Raw genomic sequence first — 17,194 nt, forward strand, 5'->3', positions numbered from 1 at the left:
GGTCGACGAGTCCCGCTATCCCCGCGTGGGCTCCGCGGCCATCACTTCCGCAGCCGGAAGCGGCGCCTCTTCGTCAATCGCTTCAGGAACAAGCGGCGGCGACCTGTGCTCTGGAAACACACTGAATTCGCCCGCTACCTCCTGGAGCGGCTTCTGCTTGTCGGCCCAGTGCAGGGCCGTGTAGTCGAAACCGTGCACGATGGTGGGTTTGACGATTTCGAAATAAGGCGAGATGTCGAAGTCGCGCGGCATGTAGAGCGAGGAATCGCGGATATGCAGGATCTCGCGGCGCGCCTTGCGGCTGGCGGCGCGGGTGATCTTGGGCAGGATCGGATAGCGCACGGCGTCGAAGGCCTGCGCGATCAGCGCCGAGCAGATGATCTTGGTCGGATCGCCGGAGCCGAACGCGATCATGCGCCGCCGCCAGCGCTGCGGGATCGGCAGCGGAAACAGATAGCGCGCGAGGTCGACGATGTTCTTGGTGTCGTAACCGAAGCCGATCCGGTTGATGGCGTAGCGGCACACCGTGGTGCGGTCCTCGTAGGACAGCCCGACCGGCCGGCAGAGCCGTGTGTGGTAGGTGAAATATTTCGACAGCGGCGCGGAGGTCACGCCCTCGCCGACATTGGCCTCGATCAGCACGTGTTGTTCGCCGTCAGGCTCGAACGCGCCGTCGATCGGTCCGACAAACAGTGCGGCGTGCGACCAGGTCGACTGCGTCAGGTATTTGATGATGCCGGAGATCCGGTTGTTGCCCTCGACCAGCAGGACATCGCCCTCCTGGATGATGCCACGCAAATGGTCGGGGTCGCTCGGCGTGAACGGCTCGTAGCCGGGCACTTCCTTCGACAGGTACCCCGCGATCCATTTACCGACGGTATCGAGCATTACGCCCATGGATTCCCCCCAGCGGTTCTATGACCGCTTGTCTCCACCTAATCATGGTCGCAAGCCGTTGCAATTTAGTTCATGCGCTCAGTCGATCAATCATGATTGATTTACCATGAGTGTTGCTGCGATCGGTGAGATGCGGCACAGTTCGCGAAGCGTTCCCATTCTCTGCAAGTCCCCGGAAACCATGCCAGAAGCTATGTCATGCCCGTGAACCGCCGCGATTTCCTGTCGGCGTCCGCAGGTCTTGCGCTGGCGCCGGTGCTGGGCGGGCGGGCGCTTGCTGCGCCGCTGCCGCGCGAGGCCGATATCGTCGTGATCGGCGCCGGTGCCGCGGGCATTGCCGCGGCGCGACGGATCGCCGCCGCGAACCGCAAGGCGATCGTGGTGGAGGCATCCGGCCAGGTCGGCGGCCGCTGCCAGACCGACGCATCGACATTCGATGTGCCGTTCGACCGTGGCGCGCGCTGGATGCACAATCCCGAAACCAACCCGATGATCCGGCTGGCGCGTTCCGCGGGCCTCGACATCGTCACGGCGCCTGCGGGCCAGAAGATTCGCATCGGTCGGCGCTACGCCCGCCCCGGCGAGACCGAGGAGTTTCTGGCGGCGCTGGTGCGCGCCAATCGCGCCATCGACGACGCCTCGCGCAAGGCCGATATCGCCTGCGCCGCTGTGATGCCGAAGGACCTCGGCGATTGGGCCGGCACCGCCGAATTCCTGCTCGGCGCCAGTTTCAGCGGCAAGGACCTGAAGGATCTCTCCGCCGTCGACAAGGTGCGCGCGCAGGACCGCAACACCGCGATCGCCTGCCGGCAGGGCCTCGGCGCGCTGATCGCGAAACTCGGCGAGGGGCTGCCGCTCGTGCTGTCGACGCCGGCGCAGCGCATTCTGTGGAGCAATCGTGACGTGGCGGTCGAGACGGCTTCCGGCAAGATCGTCGCACGCGCCGCCATCGTCACCGTGTCGAGCAACGTGCTGGCGAGCGGCAATATCAAGTTTGCGCCCGAGCTCCCGAAGCGCTCGCTGGATGCCGTCGCGAAACTCGGCCTCGGTAGCTACGATCGGATTGCGCTTGAGATTCCCGGCAACCCGCTCGGGCTGTCGCACGATGACGTCATCATCGAGCAGAGCAATTCGACCAGGACCGCGCTGCTCTACGGCAACATCGCCGGCTCCTCGCTGTGCACGATCGATGTCGCGGGCTCGTTCGGCCGCGAGTTGTCGGCGCAAGGCGAGAAAGCGATGGCTGCGTTCGCGGTGGAATGGCTGACCAGGCTCTATGGCAGCGAGGTCGGAGCATCCATCAAGAAGACCAGCGCGACGCGCTGGAATGCGCAGCCCTTCATTCAAGGGGCAATGTCGGCCGCAGCCCCCGGCGCGCAGTTCTCGCGCCGGATCCTGACCGAGCCGATCGGTGCGATGTATCTGGCGGGTGAGGCCACCCATGAGACGCTGTGGGGAACGGTCGACGGCGCCTGGGAGAGCGGCGAACGCGCGGCCGACGCCGCGCTGCGCAGGATCGGCGGAGTGAAGGAGGCCGCGCCGGAGACGCCGGCACCTGCCGCCAAACACAAGCGCCGCACGCCGCGATCGGCCGAGCCGATGAATTGAGTGTCGGCTGAGATCGGGCTTCGCTACTGGATTTGCGGGCAGATTCCGCCGCATAACAGATGTCGTCCCTGCGAAAGCAGGGACCCATAACCACGAATCGTTGTTGGGGAGCGATGTTGGAACGACGGCTCCCGACCGCAACATCTGCTGCGGCGTATGGGTCCCTGCGTTCGCAGGGACGACATCGAGTGTGTGGCCGCAGGGCCGCGTCCTGCCCAACTCACTCGTCATTCCGGGACAGCCCGCAGGGCTGAACCCGGAATCCATTCGTCCACGGCACAGGCGGCCCGATGGATTCCGGGTTCTCGCTTCGCGAGCCCCGGAATGACGGTGAGATAAGATCGCGCCCCTCACACCGGCAGCTTCAGCTCCATCAGATCCTTCGCGACCACGATCCGGCCCTTGAAGTTCGTCTTTACGTCACGGGTCCAGTCGTCGTCGGTGACATCGGGGTCGTCGCCGGGGACGAAGTGGCTCAGCACCAGCGTTTTGACGCCGGCGGCAGCGGCGATGCGGCCGACGTCTTCGGTCGAGGTGTGGCTGTCGAGCAGGTGCTTCTTCAGAGTCGCGCCGTTCTTGGTCTTTGCGACGAGGCGATCGACCGCCGGGATATAGAGGCATTCGTGCACCAGCACGTCGGCACCTTTGGCGAACTCGGCGAGCTTCGGATTGTAGGCGGTGTCGCTGGAGAACACGACGACGCCATCCGGCGTCTCGAACTTGTAGGCGAAGTTGTCCGTGATCGGCGGATGCGGCGTGCGGAACGCGGTGACCGTGACATCCGATGTCTTCAGCACCACGCCATCGTCGGTGATGTCTTTCGCGATCAGGAGCTTGCGCGGGTCGGGGCGGCCTTCATCCGCGATCCGGGTCTCGACGTCGAACTTGTTCAGCTCCCAATATTCCCGGGTCATCGCCTCGATGCCTTTGGGACCGAACGAATGGATCGGCGTCGAAAGGCCCGCTGCCCAGGCGTTGTAGAACAGATTGCCGTATTCGAGATTGTGGTCGGAATGGTGATGGCTGATGAAGATGTATTTCACCGAGGGAATCGGCACGCCGGCGGTGACCAGCTGCCGGCTGACGCCCATGCCGCAATCAATGACAAAGGGGGTGTCGTTGACGACGAGCAGATTGGCTGGATTGGCAGCGCCGATGCCGACGCGCGGGCCACCCTTGGTGCCGAGGAACACGATCCGGGTGCGTGGTTTTGCATTCTGCGCGCGCACGACAGGCGACGCGAGCATGGCGGCGCTGCCGAGCGCCAGTTTCAGTGTAGTGCGGCGATCGATCATGGTGTTCCTCCCGCAGACGTCTTCCGAGTTCTGCCGACCCTAGCCGCCGCGCAAAATGCCATCAAGCGCCCGCAGGCCGACGATGACGGCGGCAGCGATCAGCGCGGAGCAGATCGTACGAAACACCTGCTCGCTGGCCTTGCCGACGCGATCGGGCGCCCCAGCCAATAGGCGACGATCGGCGTGCCGCCAGGTGCGAGCGGAGCGAGCTTCGAAGGATGAATCGGCCACAGTCGGGCCGTCGACCCTTCGAGACGGCCGCTACGCGGCCTCCTCAGGGTGACGGTGACAGGTACTCCGCATGCGGGAGAGAGAACAGCGGATCGCTCGCGTCGCCATCACGCACGCGGCGTCACGCCCGCAGCGTGCCGCCGGTCTTCTTGGTGACTTCGGCAACGACCTTTGCCGCAACCGCGTCGATCTCCTGGTCGGTCATCGTCTTCTCGCGCGGCTGGATCGTCACCGCGATCGCGATCGATTTCTTGTCGGAATCGATGCCCTTGCCTTCGTAGACGTCGAACACGGTCACGTCAGTGATCAGCTTCTTGTCGACATTCTGCGCTGCGCGGACGATGTCGCCCGCCTTGACGCTGCGGTCGACGATGAAGGCGAAGTCGCGCGACACCGGCTGGAATGCCGAGAGCTCCAGCACCGGCTTGGCGCGCGTCGCCCGCTGCTTGCCCTGCGGGATGCGTTCGAGGATCACCTCGAACACGATCATCGGGCCGTCGGCGCCGAGCGCCTCGGCCGCGCGCGGATGCAGCTCGCCGAAATAGCCGAGCACGTTCTGTGGACCGATCTGGATGGTGCCGGAACGCCCCGGATGCAGCCAGGCAGGGCCGCCCGGCACGATCTGCAGCGCCTGCACCGGCGCGCCGGCAGCTGCCAGCACGGCGAAGGCGTCGGCCTTGGCATCCATCGCATCCGCCGTGGCCGCACCGGTCCAGTGCCGTCCGATCCCCTTCGACGAAGCGTAGCCATGGCGCACCCCGGAAGCGGCCACCAGCTGGTCTTCTGGACGATCGCCACGGAACACCTGGCCGACCTCGAACAGCGCGACGTCGGGCGTGCCGCGGTTGATATTGGCCTGAACGGCCGCGACAAGGCCGGGCAGCAGGCTCGGCCGCATGTCGGAGAGATCGGCCGCGATCGGATTGGCGAGCACGAGCTCGCTCTGGCCGCCGCCGAACAGTTTTGCCGCATCATTGGTGATGAACGACCAGGTGACGGCTTCCACCATGCCGCGGGCGCCGAGCGCGCGCTTGGCGCGGCGGGTGCGCAGCTGCATCGGCGTCAGCACCGGCTTGCGCGGCTCCTCGCCGCGCTCGAACGGCGTCATCGGCACCTTGTCGACACCGACGATGCGCACGATCTCCTCGACGATGTCGGCCTTGCCCTGCACGTCGGTGCGCCAGGACGGAACTGCGACCTTCACCACAGGGCCGGTACCGGCCAGCATGAAGCCGAGCCGGGTCAGGATCAGCTTCACCTCGACCAGCGGCACCTCGATCCCGGCAAGCCGCTTGACCTCGGTGAGCGGGAAATCGATGACGCGATCCTCGCCGAACTGCTTGCCGACCACGACGTTCTCGGACGGCGTGCCACCGCACAGCTCCAGCACCAGCCGGGTCGCGAGCTCGAGCCCGGGCACCATGAAGGCCGGATCGACACCGCGCTCGAAGCGATAGCGCGCGTCCGAATTGATCCCGAGCTTGCGGCCGGTCTGCGCGATGTTGATCTCGTTCCACAGCGCGGACTCAATCAGTACATCCGTCGTGTTGTCGTCGCAGCCCGAGGCCTCGCCGCCCATGATGCCGGCGAGCGATTCGACGCCGTGCTCGTCCGCGATCACGCAGACATTGCTGTCGAGCGTGTAGGTGCGGCCGTCAAGCGCGAGCAACGTCTCGCCGTCTTTGGCGCGGCGGACCGTGAGGTTGCCCGTCACCTTCTTGGCGTCGAACACGTGCAGCGGGCGGGCGCGGTCGTAGGTCATGAAGTTGGTGATGTCGACCAGCGCGTTGATCGGGCGCAGGCCGATCGAGGTCAGCCGCTTCTGCAGCCATTCCGGCGACGGACCGTTCTTGACGCCGCGCACCAGCCGCAGCGCGAAGCCCGGGCACAGCGTGGCGTCTTCCACCTTGACCTGGACCGGGCAGGGGAATTCGCCCTTGATCGGCTTGATCCCGGGATCCTTGAACTTGCCCATGTCGGCGGCGGCGAGATCGCGCGCAATGCCGTGCACGCCGGTGCAGTCCTGCCGGTTCGGCGTCAGGTTGATCTCGATCATGGGATCGCCGAGCCCGGCCCAATCGGCATAGCCCTTGCCGAGCGGCGCGTCGCCCGGCAGCTCCATGATGCCGTCGTGATCTTCCGAGATCTGCAACTCAGCCGCCGAGCACAGCATGCCGCGGCTCTCGACGCCGCGGATGGTGCCGACGCCGAGCGTGATGTCCTTGCCGGGGATATAGGTGCCGGGCGGCGAGAACACGCTGATCAGCCCCGCACGGGCGTTCGGCGCGCCGCACACCACTTGCACCGGCGCGCCGCCGTCGCCGGTGTCGACCATGCAGACGCGCAGCCGGTCGGCATTCGGATGCTGCTCGGCCGAGATCACGCGCGCGATGGTGAACGGCGCAAGCGCCTTCGCCTTGTCCTCGATGTTCTCGACCTCGAGCCCGATCATGGTGAGCTTGTCGGCGAGCTTCTCGAGCGGCTCGTCGGTCTCGAGATGTTCCTTCAGCCAGGAGAGGGTGAACTTCATGACGATGATTTCTCTTGTCCCCTCTCCCGCTTGCGGGGGAGGGTTAGGGTGGGGGCTCTCTCCGCGATGGCAGCGGCGATTGTTTCGAGGACGCCTGCACGATTTGTCATGACGTCGAGATTGCTGAAGCGAAGCACCTTGAAGCCTTTCGCTTCGATAACGGCCGAGCGCGCGGCATCGGCGCGTTCTCCTTCGTCTGAAAAGTGTTGACCGCCGTCGAGCTCGATCACGAGCTTTGCCGCGTGGCAGACGAAATCGGCGATGTAGTTGTCGATTGGCACCTGACGGCGGAAGACTGCACCGTTCAGTCGATTGCCGCGCAGCTCAGACCAGAGGATTCGCTCGACATCGGTCGCATTCTTGCGAAGCGCACGTGCGTTGGAACGGAGTCCCTCGGAGACCTTCCAGTCCGGATGTTCGGGATCGACCATTAGCAGCCCCATTGCGGCGAGACCCCCACCCCAGCCCTCCCCCGCTAGCGGGAGAGGGAGTCCGACCGCTCTCGTCGACAGGGTCTTCGTATCCATTCGAAGCCGGTGAGCGTACTCCATCCATTCCTTCTCCCACTTGCAGGGGAGGAACAGGGTGTGGGCTCGCGCCGCGTCGGTGGTCTCAACGAGACTCACGAACTCAATCCCCCCGCGATGGTCGGGATGTCGAGCGGCTTGAAGCCGTAGTGGTTGAGCCAGCGGATGTCGTTCTCGAACAGCTGGCGGAGGTCGGCGATGCCGTATTTCAGCATCGCGATGCGGTCGATGCCCATGCCCCAGGCAAAGCCCTGGTAGACGTCGGGGTCGATGCCGCAGGCGCGCAGCACGTTCGGGTGCACCATGCCGCAGCCGAGAATCTCCATCCAGTCCTCGCCCTCGCCGAAGCGGATCTCGCCCTTGTCGCGGCGGCACTGGATGTCGACCTCGAGCGACGGCTCGGTGAACGGGAAGAACGACGGTCGGAACCGCATGTTGATGTGGTCGACCTCGAAGAACGCCTTGCAGAATTCGTGCAGGATCCATTTGAGGTGGCCGAGATGCGAGCCCTTGTCGATCACGAGGCCTTCGACCTGATGGAATTGCGGCGTGTGGGTCGCATCTGAGTCGATGCGATAGGTGCGGCCCGGGCAGATGATGCGGATCGGCGGCTTCTGGCTCAGCATCGTGCGCACCTGCACCGGCGAGGTGTGGGTGCGCAACAGCATGCGCGAACCATCGTCCTTCGGATTGAAGAAGAAGGTGTCGTGCATCTCGCGGGCCGGATGGCCTTCGGGGAAGTTCAGCTTGGTGAAGTTGTAGTCGTCGGTCTCGATGTCGGGACCTTCGGCGACCGCAAAGCCCATGTCGGCGAAGATGGTGGTGAGCTCGTCCCACACCTGGCTCAGCGGATGGATACGGCCGGTCTCCGCCGGCGCATCGCGCAGCGGCAGCGTGACGTCGATGGTCTCGGCGGCGAGACGCGAATCGAGCGCGGCCGCCTTCAGCACGTCGCGCCTGGCCGCGAGCGCCTGCGTCACCGCATCCTTGGCGAGGTTGATCTTCGCGCCCTCGGTCTTGCGCTCGTCCGGCGACATCTTGCCAAGGGTGGCGAGCAAAGCCGAGATCGAGCCCTTCTTGCCGAGGGCTGCAACGCGCACCGCCTCGAGGGCGGCCTCGTCAGCAGCGGAGGCGATCTGGTCGAGGATGGATGTTTCGAGCGTTGCGAGGTCGGACACGGTCAATTCCTGCGCTGAGCATGATCCGGCGGGAAGAGCCGGCTTCCGAACCATGCGCCAAAATTCGGCTGGGTTGTCGCCGCCCGAAGGCCGTAACGTCAAGCAAAAAGCCGGTCATTTCGGGCTAACGGCCGGCTGCATTGAACCCAGCGCGGAGACCGGGCTACCCAAGGGGAGCTGAAGGAGACCCACGCGATGTTGCTGCGATCTTGCCTCGCCGTGCCGGCGGTCCTGTTGATGCTCGGAACGGCACGTGCCGCGACCGAGGAATGTCCCGCCAAATCGACCCAGATGGACGACATCATCGCCGAGCTTCAGAAGGCGCCGAGCTGCAACCGCGCGATGAAGATTTTCGAGGCGTGCGAATACGGCGCCAGCGGGGACGTCCAGTTCGGCGAAGTGGTCGAGAAGAAATGCGAGGCGGACTTCCTGTCCGGCCTCGGCGCTTCGCAGAAGAAGCTCTACGCCGGCCAGCTCAAGCGCTGCGACCACAAATACGATAACGAAAGCGGCACCATGTACCGCTCGTTCACGGCGTTCTGCCGGGCGATCGTCGCCCAGCGCTTTTCGCAGAAGGCGCTTAAAGCGGGCCCGAAAGCCCGCTAGGCCTTTGTTTTGAGCATAGTCTGATCGGAAAACCGGTACCCACTTTTCCGGATCATGCTCAGATCAGGCAGCCAGCGCCGCCTTGGCCTTCTCGGCGATCGCCTGGAACGCGACCGGCTCGTGGATCGCGAGATCCGACAGCACCTTGCGGTCGACGACGACGCCCGACTTGGACAGGCCGTTGATGAACACGCTGTAGGTCATGCCGAACGGGCGGACCGCGGCGTTGATGCGCTGGATCCAGAGTGCGCGGAAGGTGCGCTTCTTGCGCTTGCGGTCGCGGAAGGCGTACTGGCCGGCCTTTTCGACGGCCTGCTTGGCGACGCGGATGGTGTTCTTGCGGCGGCCGTAATAGCCCTTGGCGGCCTTGTAGACTTTCTTGTGCTTGGCGTGAGCGGTCACACCGCGTTTGACGCGAGACATGACGGAAATCCTTGAGATCTAGAAGAGACGGGGCGCCGCGCGAGGGGCGGCAGGGTTCAAGCGAATGAGCGCGATCAGGCGTTCGGCAAGAAGTACTTCTTGACGTTGTCGCCGTCGGTCTTGAACAGCACACGGGTGCCGCGGAGCTGACGGATCTGCTTCTTCGTCCGCTTGATCATGCCGTGGCGCTTGCCGCGCTGGGCGTGCATGACCTTGCCAGTGGCGGTCACCTTGAAGCGCTTTTTAGCGCCCGACTTGGTCTTCAACTTGGGCATTTAGCTCTCCTATTGCACAGCACGAAAATCGCCCCGAGAGGCGTCCGGCCGGCTAAAATGCTCGTTAGAGCGTTGAAAGTGCTATGGTTTTTTCCGAATTGAAAGAACCTGCACTAGACGTCGCCACGGCAGCCCTTGATCAGCCGGGCGGCGAAGGCCCGGCTTATGACAGAGGATCGGCGGTTTTGCAACGTTTGAAGCGGGAAATCGGGGTCGGAACCGGGTAGTCCCCGTTGGCTGCATCCGGCCTACGAGAAACGAAACAGCCCGCCAGATCGCCTGACGGGCCGTTCAATTTCAACAAAGCGACTCATTCGAACTAGCGCGGCGCCAGCACCATCACGACCTGGCGGCCCTCGAACTTGGCGTCCTGCTCGACCTTGGCGAACTCGGCAACATCGGCCTTCACCTTGTCCAGCAGCTTGGTGCCGATCTCCTGGTGCGCCATCTCGCGACCACGGTAGCGCAAGGTGATCTTGACCTTGTCGCCTTCCTCGAAGAAGCGCTGCATCGCGCGCATCTTCACGTCATAGTCGTGATCGTCGATCATCGGGCGGAGCTTGATTTCCTTGATCTCGACGACCTTCTGCTTCTTGCGAGCTTCGGCGGCCTTCTTCTGCGCGGAATATTTGTACTTGCCGTAGTCCATGATCTTGCAGACCGGAGGACTGGTGTTCGGCGAAATCTCGACGAGGTCCATGCCGGCTTCCATGGCCATCTTGATGGCCACCATGGTTTCGACGGTGCCCTGGTTGACACCATCGGCATCGATCAGCTGGATCTGTGCGTTGCGAATCTCATCATTGGTGCGCGGCCCGTCTTTTGCGACTGTGGGCGGGGCTCTATTGGGACGGCGAATGGGTAACTCTCCAAAGTTGTGAAAGGGAGGCGGATATTTTGAAGCAAGACGCTGCGGCGGGCAAGCGAAGTCGCTTCCTTAAGCGGCAAAACCGTCAATTGCGAGGCATTTTGGCCACGCCCGGCACATATAGCGGGCACATCTGCTCCGCAAGGCATGCCGGCTGCCGTTGACCGCTGCCACGTGACGATTGAAAAGCAGATGTCTGACACGCGAGTGACCGAACCATGAGCGAAACCGCCGCATCCGGACAGGAACCCGCCTTCATCGAGGTCGGCGAGGGCCGGGAGGCGCGCCGGATCGCGGTGCGCGCCCGCGCCGGCGGCGCCAGCAGCGCGCCTGGCCTGGTCTGGCTCGGCGGCTTCAAGTCCGACATGACCGGCACCAAGGCGCTCGCCCTCGACGCATGGGCCGCCGAGCACGGCCGCAGCTGCGTCCGGTTCGATTATTCCGGGCACGGCGAATCCGGCGGCGAGTTCGCCGACGGCACGATCGGCCGCTGGCTCGAGGAGAGCGTTGCGGTGTTCTCGCAATTCTGCAGCGGGTCGCAGGTGGTGATCGGCTCCTCGATGGGCGGCTGGATGGCGCTGCTGCTCGCGCGCGAGATCGCGCGGCGAGGTGGCAGGAAGGCGCAACTCGCCGGCCTTGTGCTAATCGCACCAGCGCCCGACTTTACCGAGGAATTGATGTGGAAGGGCTTCTCGCCCGAGATCCGCGCCGAGATCGAGACCAAGGGCGTGTGGCTGCGTCCATCCGAATATGGCGACGGCTCGCCCTACCCGATCACCCGCAATCTGATCGAGGAGGGCCGCAACCATTTGTTGCTCGGCAGCCAGATCGACGTCGGCTGTCCGGTGCGGATCCTGCAGGGTGCGCAGGATCCCGACGTGCCGTGGAAGCATGCGTTCGCATTGGTGCACCGGCTGCCGGCCGAGGACGTGGTGCTGACCATGATCCAGGACGGCGACCACCGGCTGTCGCGGCCGCAGGACATCGCGCGGATCATCGCCGCGGTGGCGGAGATCGGTTAAGCTCCCTGCACAGGGAGAAGCCAATGGACACGACAACAATGCTGCGCGCGTTCTGCGACGCGGTCGAACGGCGCGACGGCAAGCGCTTTGCAGACCTGTTCACCGAGGACGGCGTCTATCACGACGTGTTCTACGGCGCCTTCGAGGGGCGCGCCAAAATCGCCGAGATGATCGACGACTGGTTCTACCGGACCGCGACCGATTTCCGCTGGGTCATGCACGATCCCGTCAGCGACGGCACGATGCTCTACGCGCGCTACACGTTCAGCTACCGATCGACCCTGCCCGAGGCCAAGGGCGCGCGTGCGATGTTCGAGGGCGTCGCGATCATGCGGCTGCGCGACGGCAGGATCACGGAATACCACGAGGTCGCCAACACCGCGCCCGCCTTCGTCGATCTGAACTTCGCACCGGAGCGGATCGCCAAGATCGTCGGCAAGCAGGGCATTGCGCTGCGGGCACGGGAAGAGATGAAGCGGCATTTGGCGTGAGCTATTCTCCGCCGTCATTCCGGGGCATCGCGAAGCGATGAGCCCGGAATCCATTTTTCCGTCAGCGCCTGCGGCCTGATGGATTCCGGGCTCGCGCTTCGCGCGCCCCGGAATAACGGTGGGGAAGTCCTACGGCGGCGGCGGGTTGCTCATCGGCTTGCGCTGGGCGAGCGCGGCCACGGTGGAGGTGCCGATCGGGCCTTTCTCGTCATAGAGCCAGCACTCGCCGATCGCGATGCCGTCGGTGGCGTGATGGTTCACCACTTCGAAGCCGATCCAGTTGGTCACCGGCAAACGGTGCAGATAGATCGTGACGTCGCTGTTGATGTAGCCGAGGCCCTGGTCGCCGGCATTGGCGAACGGGCTGGCAAAGTCCGCGCCGGTCGCGACATGGACGAACGGCGTCATCTTCACGCCTTCGACGAGCTCGCGCACCTCGCTCATCCAGAGCCGCCGCTCGCCGAGCGAGCCCATATGGCCGACAATCGGCCGCGTCTCCCATTTGCCGTTCATGCCGAGCCTCGGATCGGTCGGCTTCGCAATCTCCGCCGGTGCCGGCACCCGCCAGTTCGGCGGCGACCACACGTTGCCCGGCGCATTTTCCGTCCGGCGCAACAATTGGCAGGAGGCGCGCGCCATGCTGGTGCCGCCCGAGATGAACTCGGCCTCGATCACCTTGATGCGGAGCCCGTCGCGCACGAGCCGGGTCGTCACCTCGACCGGCGTCGTGATGTTGGGCAGCCGGAACATGTCGACGGTCAGCCGCGCGGGGACGAAATCGTCGGAGCCGTGGCGCTCCTCGATGACGAAGCCGAGCAGGCCGATCACGACGCGGCCGTGCATCGATTCCGGGCTCCAGGGGCCGTTGGCAACTGATGTCGGCATGAAGCCGTCGCCGTGCCTGGTGAAGAAAGGCTGGTTTGTCATGGCGGGCGACCATGACGGGAATGGCGCGATGAAATCAAGGGGCGGCAGCCGCGCCCCACTCCTGCTGCACCGTGATGTCGGGCTCGTCGCCGGCTCGCGACGCCAGTGCGGCGAGCGCATCGCGTGCGATCAGTTGTGACAGCGCCCACACCGCGGCGCCGCGCACCAGCGGGCTCGCATCGTCGAGCAGGCGCCGCGCCTCTCCGGCGAGACCGGCATTGCCGGAATTGCCGATCGCAACCAGCACATTGCGGATGAAGCGGTCGCGGCCGATGCGCTTGACCGGCGATTTGGTGAACAGCGCGCGAAACGCGGCATCGTCGAGCCGCGCGAGATCGGCAAGATCAGGCGCCCGCAACGCATCGCGCGCTGCGAGCTTCTGCTCGCGTCCTGCCTCGGCGAACTTGTTCCAGGGGCACACCGCGAGGCAATCGTCGCAGCCATAGATGCGGTTGCCGATAGCCTTGCGGAATTCGTGCGGGATCGGACCCTTGTTCTCGATCGTCAGATACGAGATGCAGCGCCGCGCATCGAGCTTGTAGGGCGCGGGAAACGCCGCGGTCGGACAGATGTCCTGGCAGGCGCGGCAGCTGCCGCAATGATCCGTGTCGCTCTCATCGCGCGGCAACTCAGTCGCGGAATAGATCGCACCGAGAAACAGCCAGGAGCCGAACGCGCGTGACACGAGATTGGTGTGCTTGCCCTGCCAGCCGATTCCGGCCGCCTGTGCCAACGGCTTCTCCATCACGGCCGCGGTGTCGACGAACACCTTGACCTCGTCGCCGGTCGTAGCGGCAAGCCAGCGCGCCAGCACTTTCAGCCGCTTCTTGATCACGTCGTGATAGTCGTCGCCCTGCGCATAGACCGAGATCGCGCCCTGCGAGCGGCGCGCGATCAGCTTCAGCGGATCATCGTCGGGCCCGTAATTGACGCCGAGCATGATGATCGAGCGCACGCCAGCCCATAGCGCGCGCGGATCGGTGCGGCGCTCCGGATTGGCCGCGAGCCAATCCATGTCGCCATGGCCGTCGGAGCCGAGAAACTCGAGGAAATATTTTCCGGCCTCGCTGGTCGCGTCAGGATCGGTGATGCCGATGGCATCGAAGCCGAGCGCGCGCGCCTCGCGTTGCAGCGCCGCCTTGAGATCGGACGGAGAGAGCCTGACCGCCGGGTTCAGAAGTCGAGGTCCACATAGGTGCGCGACGCCGGCACTCCCGCCAGCCATTCGCTGAGCAGCGGGCGGAACGACGGGCGGGATTTCACCCGCGCGTACCACGACTTTGCCGCGTCGTCCTCGCTCCATGGCACGTCGCCCAGATAGTCGATCGCCGAGAGATGCGCCGCGGCGGCGAGATCCGCGTAGGTGAGGCGGTCGCCGGCGAGGTAGTTCCGCGTCTTCGCCAGCCAGCCGATGTAGCTCAGATGATAGCGCACATTGACCTTGGCGGCGCGCATGATGTCGGGCGCGGGCGGACCGCCGCCATTGTCCTCGCTCATGAAGCGCTTGTAGATCCGCTCGGTCACCAGCGGGTTGGAGGCTTCTTCGAAGAACTTTTCGTTGAACCACGCCATCAGGCGGCGCACCTCGACACGCTCGGCCGACGACGTCGGCAGCAGCCGCCGCTCGCCGGCATCGAGGCCGTGCGTCTCGTCGACATATTCGGCGATGATGGGCGCGCCCGGAATCGGTGGAAAGCCCTCGGCGATCAGCACCGGCGTGGTCGCTGCCGGATTGAGTGCGAGATACGCCTCGCGCCGCTCCCAGACCCGTTCCTCCACCAGGCGCAGATCGAGGCCATACTCGCCGAGCACGAGGCGGATGAATCGCGAATGCGGACAGAACGGGTGGTGATACAGCGTGTACATGAAGCCCTTGGTAGTTTCGCGGCGCTTAAGAAACCATCAACCTGTGCGGCCCGGCCGTGCGATTTGGCGAGGCCAGTTCCGCTCGTCTCTATGTCGCGTCGGCACGCAAACCGGTAGCCGCCCCCGCAGATCGTGCGGGTCACAAAAACGCTATAGCCCAGCAAATCGGCCGGGTAACCCATTGTTTGACGATTTTTTGCGATTGCGGCCAATGTGCGAATAAGCGAGAAGAATCCGGTTTTCCACACAGGGCAGATCAGATCATGATGACGGATATGCTGCGGGCGGTGATTCTCGGCATCGTCGAGGGCGTCACCGAGTTCCTGCCGGTTTCTTCGACAGGCCACCTGCTGCTCGCGGAACGCTTCTTCAATCTCGGCGAAGGCAATTTCTGGAAGAGCTTTGCGATCCTGATCCAGCTCGGCGCGATCCTCGCGATCCTGGTGCTCTATTTCGGCAGATTGTGGCGTGTCGCGCTCGGCATGTTCTCCAATCCCGACGACCGCCGTTTCGTGATCGGCGTGCTGGTGGCGTTCCTGCCGGCGGTCGTGATCGGCCTGCTCGCGGGCAAATACATCAAGGAATTCCTGTTCAATCCGTGGGTGGTCTGCTTCACGCTGATCGTCGGCGGCGCCGTCCTGCTGTGGGTCGATCAGCTCGATCTGAAAGTGTACGAGGACGATGCGACCCGGTTCCCGCTGCTGATGTATTTCTGGATCGGCGTCGCGCAGTGCCTGGCGATGATCCCCGGCGTGTCGCGCTCAGGTGCCAGCATCGTTGCCGCGATGCTGCTCGGCGCCGACAAGCGTTCGGCGGCGGAGTTCTCGTTCTTCCTCGCGATCCCGACCATGGTCGGCGCGTTCGTCTATGATTTCTACAAGAACCGCGCCGACTTCACCTCAGACAATCTCAGCGTGATCGCGGTCGGCTTCGTGGTGTCGTTCGTCGTCGCGATGGTCGTGGTGAAGACGTTCCTCAACTACGTCACCCGCCACGGCTTCACCTTCTTTGCCTGGTGGCGCGTGATCGTCGGCACGCTCGGCCTGATCGCGCTGGCGATGGGCCGGTAAGGGAAACTCCAACCGTCGTCCCGGCGAAAGCCGGGATCCATTACCCCGAATGGTAGTTTGGCACGACGTTGGGGCCGTAGCCCGCTGCAACAATGAGCTGCGGTGGTTATGGGTCCCGGCCTACGCCGGGACGACCTGTTGAGAGAGCGGCCTACGCGCTCTTCTTCTGGAACTGCCCGGTCGCGCGGAAGCGCCAGAGATATTGCGGGGCGATCGCTTCCATCGAATCCGGCGTGATGCCGAGGCCGGCGAAGGTCAGGCCGGCGGCCTTGGCGGCGTCGGACACCACATTGTCCACGCGCAGCATCGCGACCTGGTCCGGCGTCAGCGTGAACGGGCCGGGCGCGAATTGCAGGACGTAGGATTGCAGCTTGGCGAGGCCGAACGGCAGCGGCGCCAGCATGCGGTCGCGCTGGGTGATCTGGAGGATGATCTGCATCACCTCGCGCATGGTCAGCACTTCCGGGCCGCCGAGCTCGTAGGTTGCGCCCGGCTTCGCCTTGCCATCGACGGCATCCGCCACGGCGTCCGCAACGTCGGCGACATAGGCCGGCTGCACCGTGTTGACGCCGCCGCCGACCAGCGGCAGCACCGGCGAGATCCGCGCCAGCGCGGCAAAGCGGTTGGTGAACTGGTCCTCGGGCCCGAACAGCAGCGACGGCCGCATGATGGTGGCCGACGGCAGCGCCGCCTGCACCGCCTTCTCGCCCTCCGCCTTGGCGCGGAAATAGCCCGACAGCGAATTTTCGTCGGCCCCGATCGCCGAGACATGGACCATCCGCCCGCCATTTGCGGCCGCCGCCTTGGCGATGGTCTCGGCGCCCTTCACCTGCACCGCGTCAAAGCTCTGCCCGCCGCCCTCGGCCAGGATGCCGACCAGATTGATGGCGACCTGCGAATCACGCATCGCCGCCTCGACCGAGGCCGGGTAGCGGACGTTGGCTTGGACGGCATGAATCTGCCCGACCCGGCCGAGCGGCTGGAGATGGCCGGCCAGTTCCGGCCGCCGCACCGCGACGCGGACCCGGTAATCGCGCTTGCAGAGCGCCCGGACCACGTTCCGCCCTAGAAACCCCGATCCGCCGAAGACCGTGACTGTGGTGTCCAGGTTCGATGCCATGGGGTGGTTCCTGTCGGATTCGGGAGTTATTGACGTGGGTTAGCCATCTGGCGATACGCCATCGACCCCACCATGTACAGGGTATTCGATTTTTCGTTTCCTGAATTTGACAAGCGCGTAACCGAACCTTACTAACGCGCCCACGCCCAGGTGGTGGAATTGGTAGACGCGCTGGCTTCAGGTGCCAGTGGCTTAACGGCCGTGAAGGTTCGAGTCCTTTCCTGGGCACCACCCATTTTCATAAGCGATTGAAATCGCTC

18 protein-coding genes and 1 tRNA gene are annotated in these 17,194 nt (G+C 64.7%); 6 read left to right on the forward strand and 13 right to left on the reverse strand.

Annotated features, from left to right (window positions below):
- Nucleotides 1-15: 15 nt before the first annotated feature.
- Nucleotides 16-897 carry a YiiX/YebB-like N1pC/P60 family cysteine hydrolase gene (locus tag ACTUWL_RS15650; protein WP_021082562.1) on the reverse strand — a complete coding sequence of 294 codons (882 nt, stop codon included), beginning with the start codon at nt 895-897 and terminating at the stop codon, nt 16-18.
- Nucleotides 898-1,095: 198 nt separating this feature from the next.
- Between ACTUWL_RS15650 and ACTUWL_RS15655 the strand changes: the two genes are divergently transcribed.
- On the forward strand, nt 1,096-2,505 hold the full coding sequence (locus tag ACTUWL_RS15655) for a flavin monoamine oxidase family protein (protein WP_021082563.1): 1,410 nt from the start codon (nt 1,096-1,098) through the stop codon (nt 2,503-2,505).
- A gap of 350 nt (nt 2,506-2,855) precedes the next feature.
- Here ACTUWL_RS15655 and ACTUWL_RS15660 read toward each other — a convergent pair whose 3' ends face one another.
- The 5 genes from ACTUWL_RS15660 to pheS form a co-directional block, all read right to left on the reverse strand.
- Nucleotides 2,856-3,800 carry an MBL fold metallo-hydrolase gene (locus ACTUWL_RS15660; protein ID WP_021082564.1) on the reverse strand — a complete coding sequence of 315 codons (945 nt, stop codon included), beginning with the start codon at nt 3,798-3,800 and terminating at the stop codon, nt 2,856-2,858.
- A gap of 39 nt (nt 3,801-3,839) precedes the next feature.
- Entirely contained in the window at nt 3,840-4,031 is a 192-nt protein-coding gene (locus ACTUWL_RS15665) for a hypothetical protein (RefSeq protein ID WP_373011410.1), read from the reverse strand.
- 121 nt (nt 4,032-4,152) lie between these two features.
- On the reverse strand, nt 4,153-6,561 hold the full coding sequence (gene pheT, locus ACTUWL_RS15670) for a phenylalanine--tRNA ligase subunit beta (protein ID WP_021082565.1): 2,409 nt from the start codon (nt 6,559-6,561) through the stop codon (nt 4,153-4,155).
- Entirely contained in the window at nt 6,558-6,992 is a 435-nt protein-coding gene (locus ACTUWL_RS15675; RefSeq protein WP_035653749.1) for an endonuclease domain-containing protein, read from the reverse strand. The genes pheT and ACTUWL_RS15675 overlap by 4 nt, the downstream gene beginning before the upstream one ends.
- Nucleotides 6,993-7,183: 191 nt before the next feature.
- Complete coding sequence (pheS, locus tag ACTUWL_RS15680; protein WP_021082567.1) at nt 7,184-8,266, reverse strand: phenylalanine--tRNA ligase subunit alpha; 1,083 nt, start codon at nt 8,264-8,266, stop codon at nt 7,184-7,186.
- A gap of 195 nt (nt 8,267-8,461) precedes the next feature.
- Between pheS and ACTUWL_RS15685 the strand changes: the two genes are divergently transcribed.
- On the forward strand, nt 8,462-8,872 hold the full coding sequence (locus tag ACTUWL_RS15685) for a hypothetical protein (protein ID WP_021082568.1): 411 nt from the start codon (nt 8,462-8,464) through the stop codon (nt 8,870-8,872).
- A 63-nt stretch (nt 8,873-8,935) separates the two neighbouring features.
- On the opposite strand, the gene rplT is transcribed toward ACTUWL_RS15685, so the two are convergent.
- From rplT to infC, 3 genes are all read right to left on the reverse strand, one after another.
- Nucleotides 8,936-9,295: a 50S ribosomal protein L20 gene (rplT, locus tag ACTUWL_RS15690; RefSeq protein WP_018269297.1), complete on the reverse strand. Its 360-nt coding sequence runs from the start codon at nt 9,293-9,295 to the stop codon at nt 8,936-8,938.
- Nucleotides 9,296-9,369: 74 nt separating this feature from the next.
- Entirely contained in the window at nt 9,370-9,570 is a 201-nt protein-coding gene (gene rpmI / locus ACTUWL_RS15695; RefSeq protein WP_008539890.1) for a 50S ribosomal protein L35, read from the reverse strand.
- A gap of 319 nt (nt 9,571-9,889) precedes the next feature.
- Nucleotides 9,890-10,429 (reverse strand): translation initiation factor IF-3, encoded by a 540-nt coding sequence (gene infC / locus ACTUWL_RS15700; protein WP_035653703.1) that lies wholly within the window; start codon nt 10,427-10,429, stop codon nt 9,890-9,892.
- A 227-nt stretch (nt 10,430-10,656) separates the two neighbouring features.
- On the opposite strand from infC, the gene ACTUWL_RS15705 reads away from it, so the two are divergent.
- Nucleotides 10,657-11,460: an alpha/beta hydrolase gene (locus ACTUWL_RS15705; RefSeq protein WP_021082570.1), complete on the forward strand. Its 804-nt coding sequence runs from the start codon at nt 10,657-10,659 to the stop codon at nt 11,458-11,460.
- Between the two features lie 23 nt (nt 11,461-11,483).
- Nucleotides 11,484-11,951 (forward strand): nuclear transport factor 2 family protein, encoded by a 468-nt coding sequence (locus ACTUWL_RS15710; RefSeq protein ID WP_021082571.1) that lies wholly within the window; start codon nt 11,484-11,486, stop codon nt 11,949-11,951.
- A gap of 129 nt (nt 11,952-12,080) precedes the next feature.
- Here ACTUWL_RS15710 and ACTUWL_RS15715 read toward each other — a convergent pair whose 3' ends face one another.
- From ACTUWL_RS15715 to ACTUWL_RS15725, 3 genes are read right to left on the reverse strand one after another with little or no spacing between them, the layout of a single operon-like run.
- On the reverse strand, nt 12,081-12,878 hold the full coding sequence (locus ACTUWL_RS15715; RefSeq protein WP_035653705.1) for an acyl-CoA thioesterase domain-containing protein: 798 nt from the start codon (nt 12,876-12,878) through the stop codon (nt 12,081-12,083).
- A gap of 34 nt (nt 12,879-12,912) precedes the next feature.
- Nucleotides 12,913-14,103 carry a tRNA epoxyqueuosine(34) reductase QueG gene (queG, locus tag ACTUWL_RS15720; RefSeq protein ID WP_021082573.1) on the reverse strand — a complete coding sequence of 397 codons (1,191 nt, stop codon included), beginning with the start codon at nt 14,101-14,103 and terminating at the stop codon, nt 12,913-12,915.
- A complete protein-coding gene (locus tag ACTUWL_RS15725) occupies nt 14,052-14,744 on the reverse strand; it encodes a glutathione S-transferase family protein (RefSeq protein ID WP_021082574.1) in 693 nt (230 codons plus the stop codon). Before ACTUWL_RS15725 ends, queG begins: the two co-directional genes overlap by 52 nt.
- Before the next feature lie 263 nt (nt 14,745-15,007).
- On the opposite strand from ACTUWL_RS15725, the gene ACTUWL_RS15730 reads away from it, so the two are divergent.
- A complete protein-coding gene (locus tag ACTUWL_RS15730; protein ID WP_021082575.1) occupies nt 15,008-15,814 on the forward strand; it encodes an undecaprenyl-diphosphate phosphatase in 807 nt (268 codons plus the stop codon).
- A gap of 151 nt (nt 15,815-15,965) precedes the next feature.
- Here ACTUWL_RS15730 and ACTUWL_RS15735 read toward each other — a convergent pair whose 3' ends face one another.
- Entirely contained in the window at nt 15,966-16,934 is a 969-nt protein-coding gene (locus ACTUWL_RS15735; RefSeq protein ID WP_021082576.1) for a complex I NDUFA9 subunit family protein, read from the reverse strand.
- A gap of 144 nt (nt 16,935-17,078) precedes the next feature.
- Here ACTUWL_RS15735 and ACTUWL_RS15740 point away from each other — a divergent pair.
- Nucleotides 17,079-17,165: transfer RNA gene (locus ACTUWL_RS15740), tRNA-Leu, on the forward strand.
- Nucleotides 17,166-17,194 lie beyond the last annotated feature (29 nt).

Source organism: Bradyrhizobium sp. WCU1 (genome assembly GCF_053474805.1).

What these genes read in the sequence shown, in the direction of transcription:
- ACTUWL_RS15735 (WP_021082576.1), bottom strand. Translation starts at nt 16,934, where the DNA reads ATGGCATCGAACCTGGACACCACAGTCACGGTCTTCGGCGGATCGGGG.
- ACTUWL_RS15650 (WP_021082562.1), bottom strand. Translation starts at nt 897, where the DNA reads ATGGGCGTAATGCTCGATACCGTCGGTAAATGGATCGCGGGGTACCTG.
- ACTUWL_RS15655 (WP_021082563.1), top strand. Translation starts at nt 1,096, where the DNA reads ATGCCCGTGAACCGCCGCGATTTCCTGTCGGCGTCCGCAGGTCTTGCG.
- ACTUWL_RS15730 (WP_021082575.1), top strand. Translation starts at nt 15,008, where the DNA reads ATGATGACGGATATGCTGCGGGCGGTGATTCTCGGCATCGTCGAGGGC.
- ACTUWL_RS15685 (WP_021082568.1), top strand. Translation starts at nt 8,462, where the DNA reads ATGTTGCTGCGATCTTGCCTCGCCGTGCCGGCGGTCCTGTTGATGCTC.
- ACTUWL_RS15705 (WP_021082570.1), top strand. Translation starts at nt 10,657, where the DNA reads ATGAGCGAAACCGCCGCATCCGGACAGGAACCCGCCTTCATCGAGGTC.
- ACTUWL_RS15660 (WP_021082564.1), bottom strand. Translation starts at nt 3,800, where the DNA reads ATGATCGATCGCCGCACTACACTGAAACTGGCGCTCGGCAGCGCCGCC.
- queG (WP_021082573.1), bottom strand. Translation starts at nt 14,103, where the DNA reads ATGGCTGGCGGGAGTGCCGGCGTCGCGCACCTATGTGGACCTCGACTT.
- ACTUWL_RS15710 (WP_021082571.1), top strand. Translation starts at nt 11,484, where the DNA reads ATGGACACGACAACAATGCTGCGCGCGTTCTGCGACGCGGTCGAACGG.
- rplT (WP_018269297.1), bottom strand. Translation starts at nt 9,295, where the DNA reads ATGTCTCGCGTCAAACGCGGTGTGACCGCTCACGCCAAGCACAAGAAA.
- ACTUWL_RS15715 (WP_035653705.1), bottom strand. Translation starts at nt 12,878, where the DNA reads ATGACAAACCAGCCTTTCTTCACCAGGCACGGCGACGGCTTCATGCCG.
- ACTUWL_RS15725 (WP_021082574.1), bottom strand. Translation starts at nt 14,744, where the DNA reads ATGTACACGCTGTATCACCACCCGTTCTGTCCGCATTCGCGATTCATC.
- rpmI (WP_008539890.1), bottom strand. Translation starts at nt 9,570, where the DNA reads ATGCCCAAGTTGAAGACCAAGTCGGGCGCTAAAAAGCGCTTCAAGGTG.
- ACTUWL_RS15675 (WP_035653749.1), bottom strand. Translation starts at nt 6,992, where the DNA reads ATGGTCGATCCCGAACATCCGGACTGGAAGGTCTCCGAGGGACTCCGT.
- pheT (WP_021082565.1), bottom strand. Translation starts at nt 6,561, where the DNA reads ATGAAGTTCACCCTCTCCTGGCTGAAGGAACATCTCGAGACCGACGAG.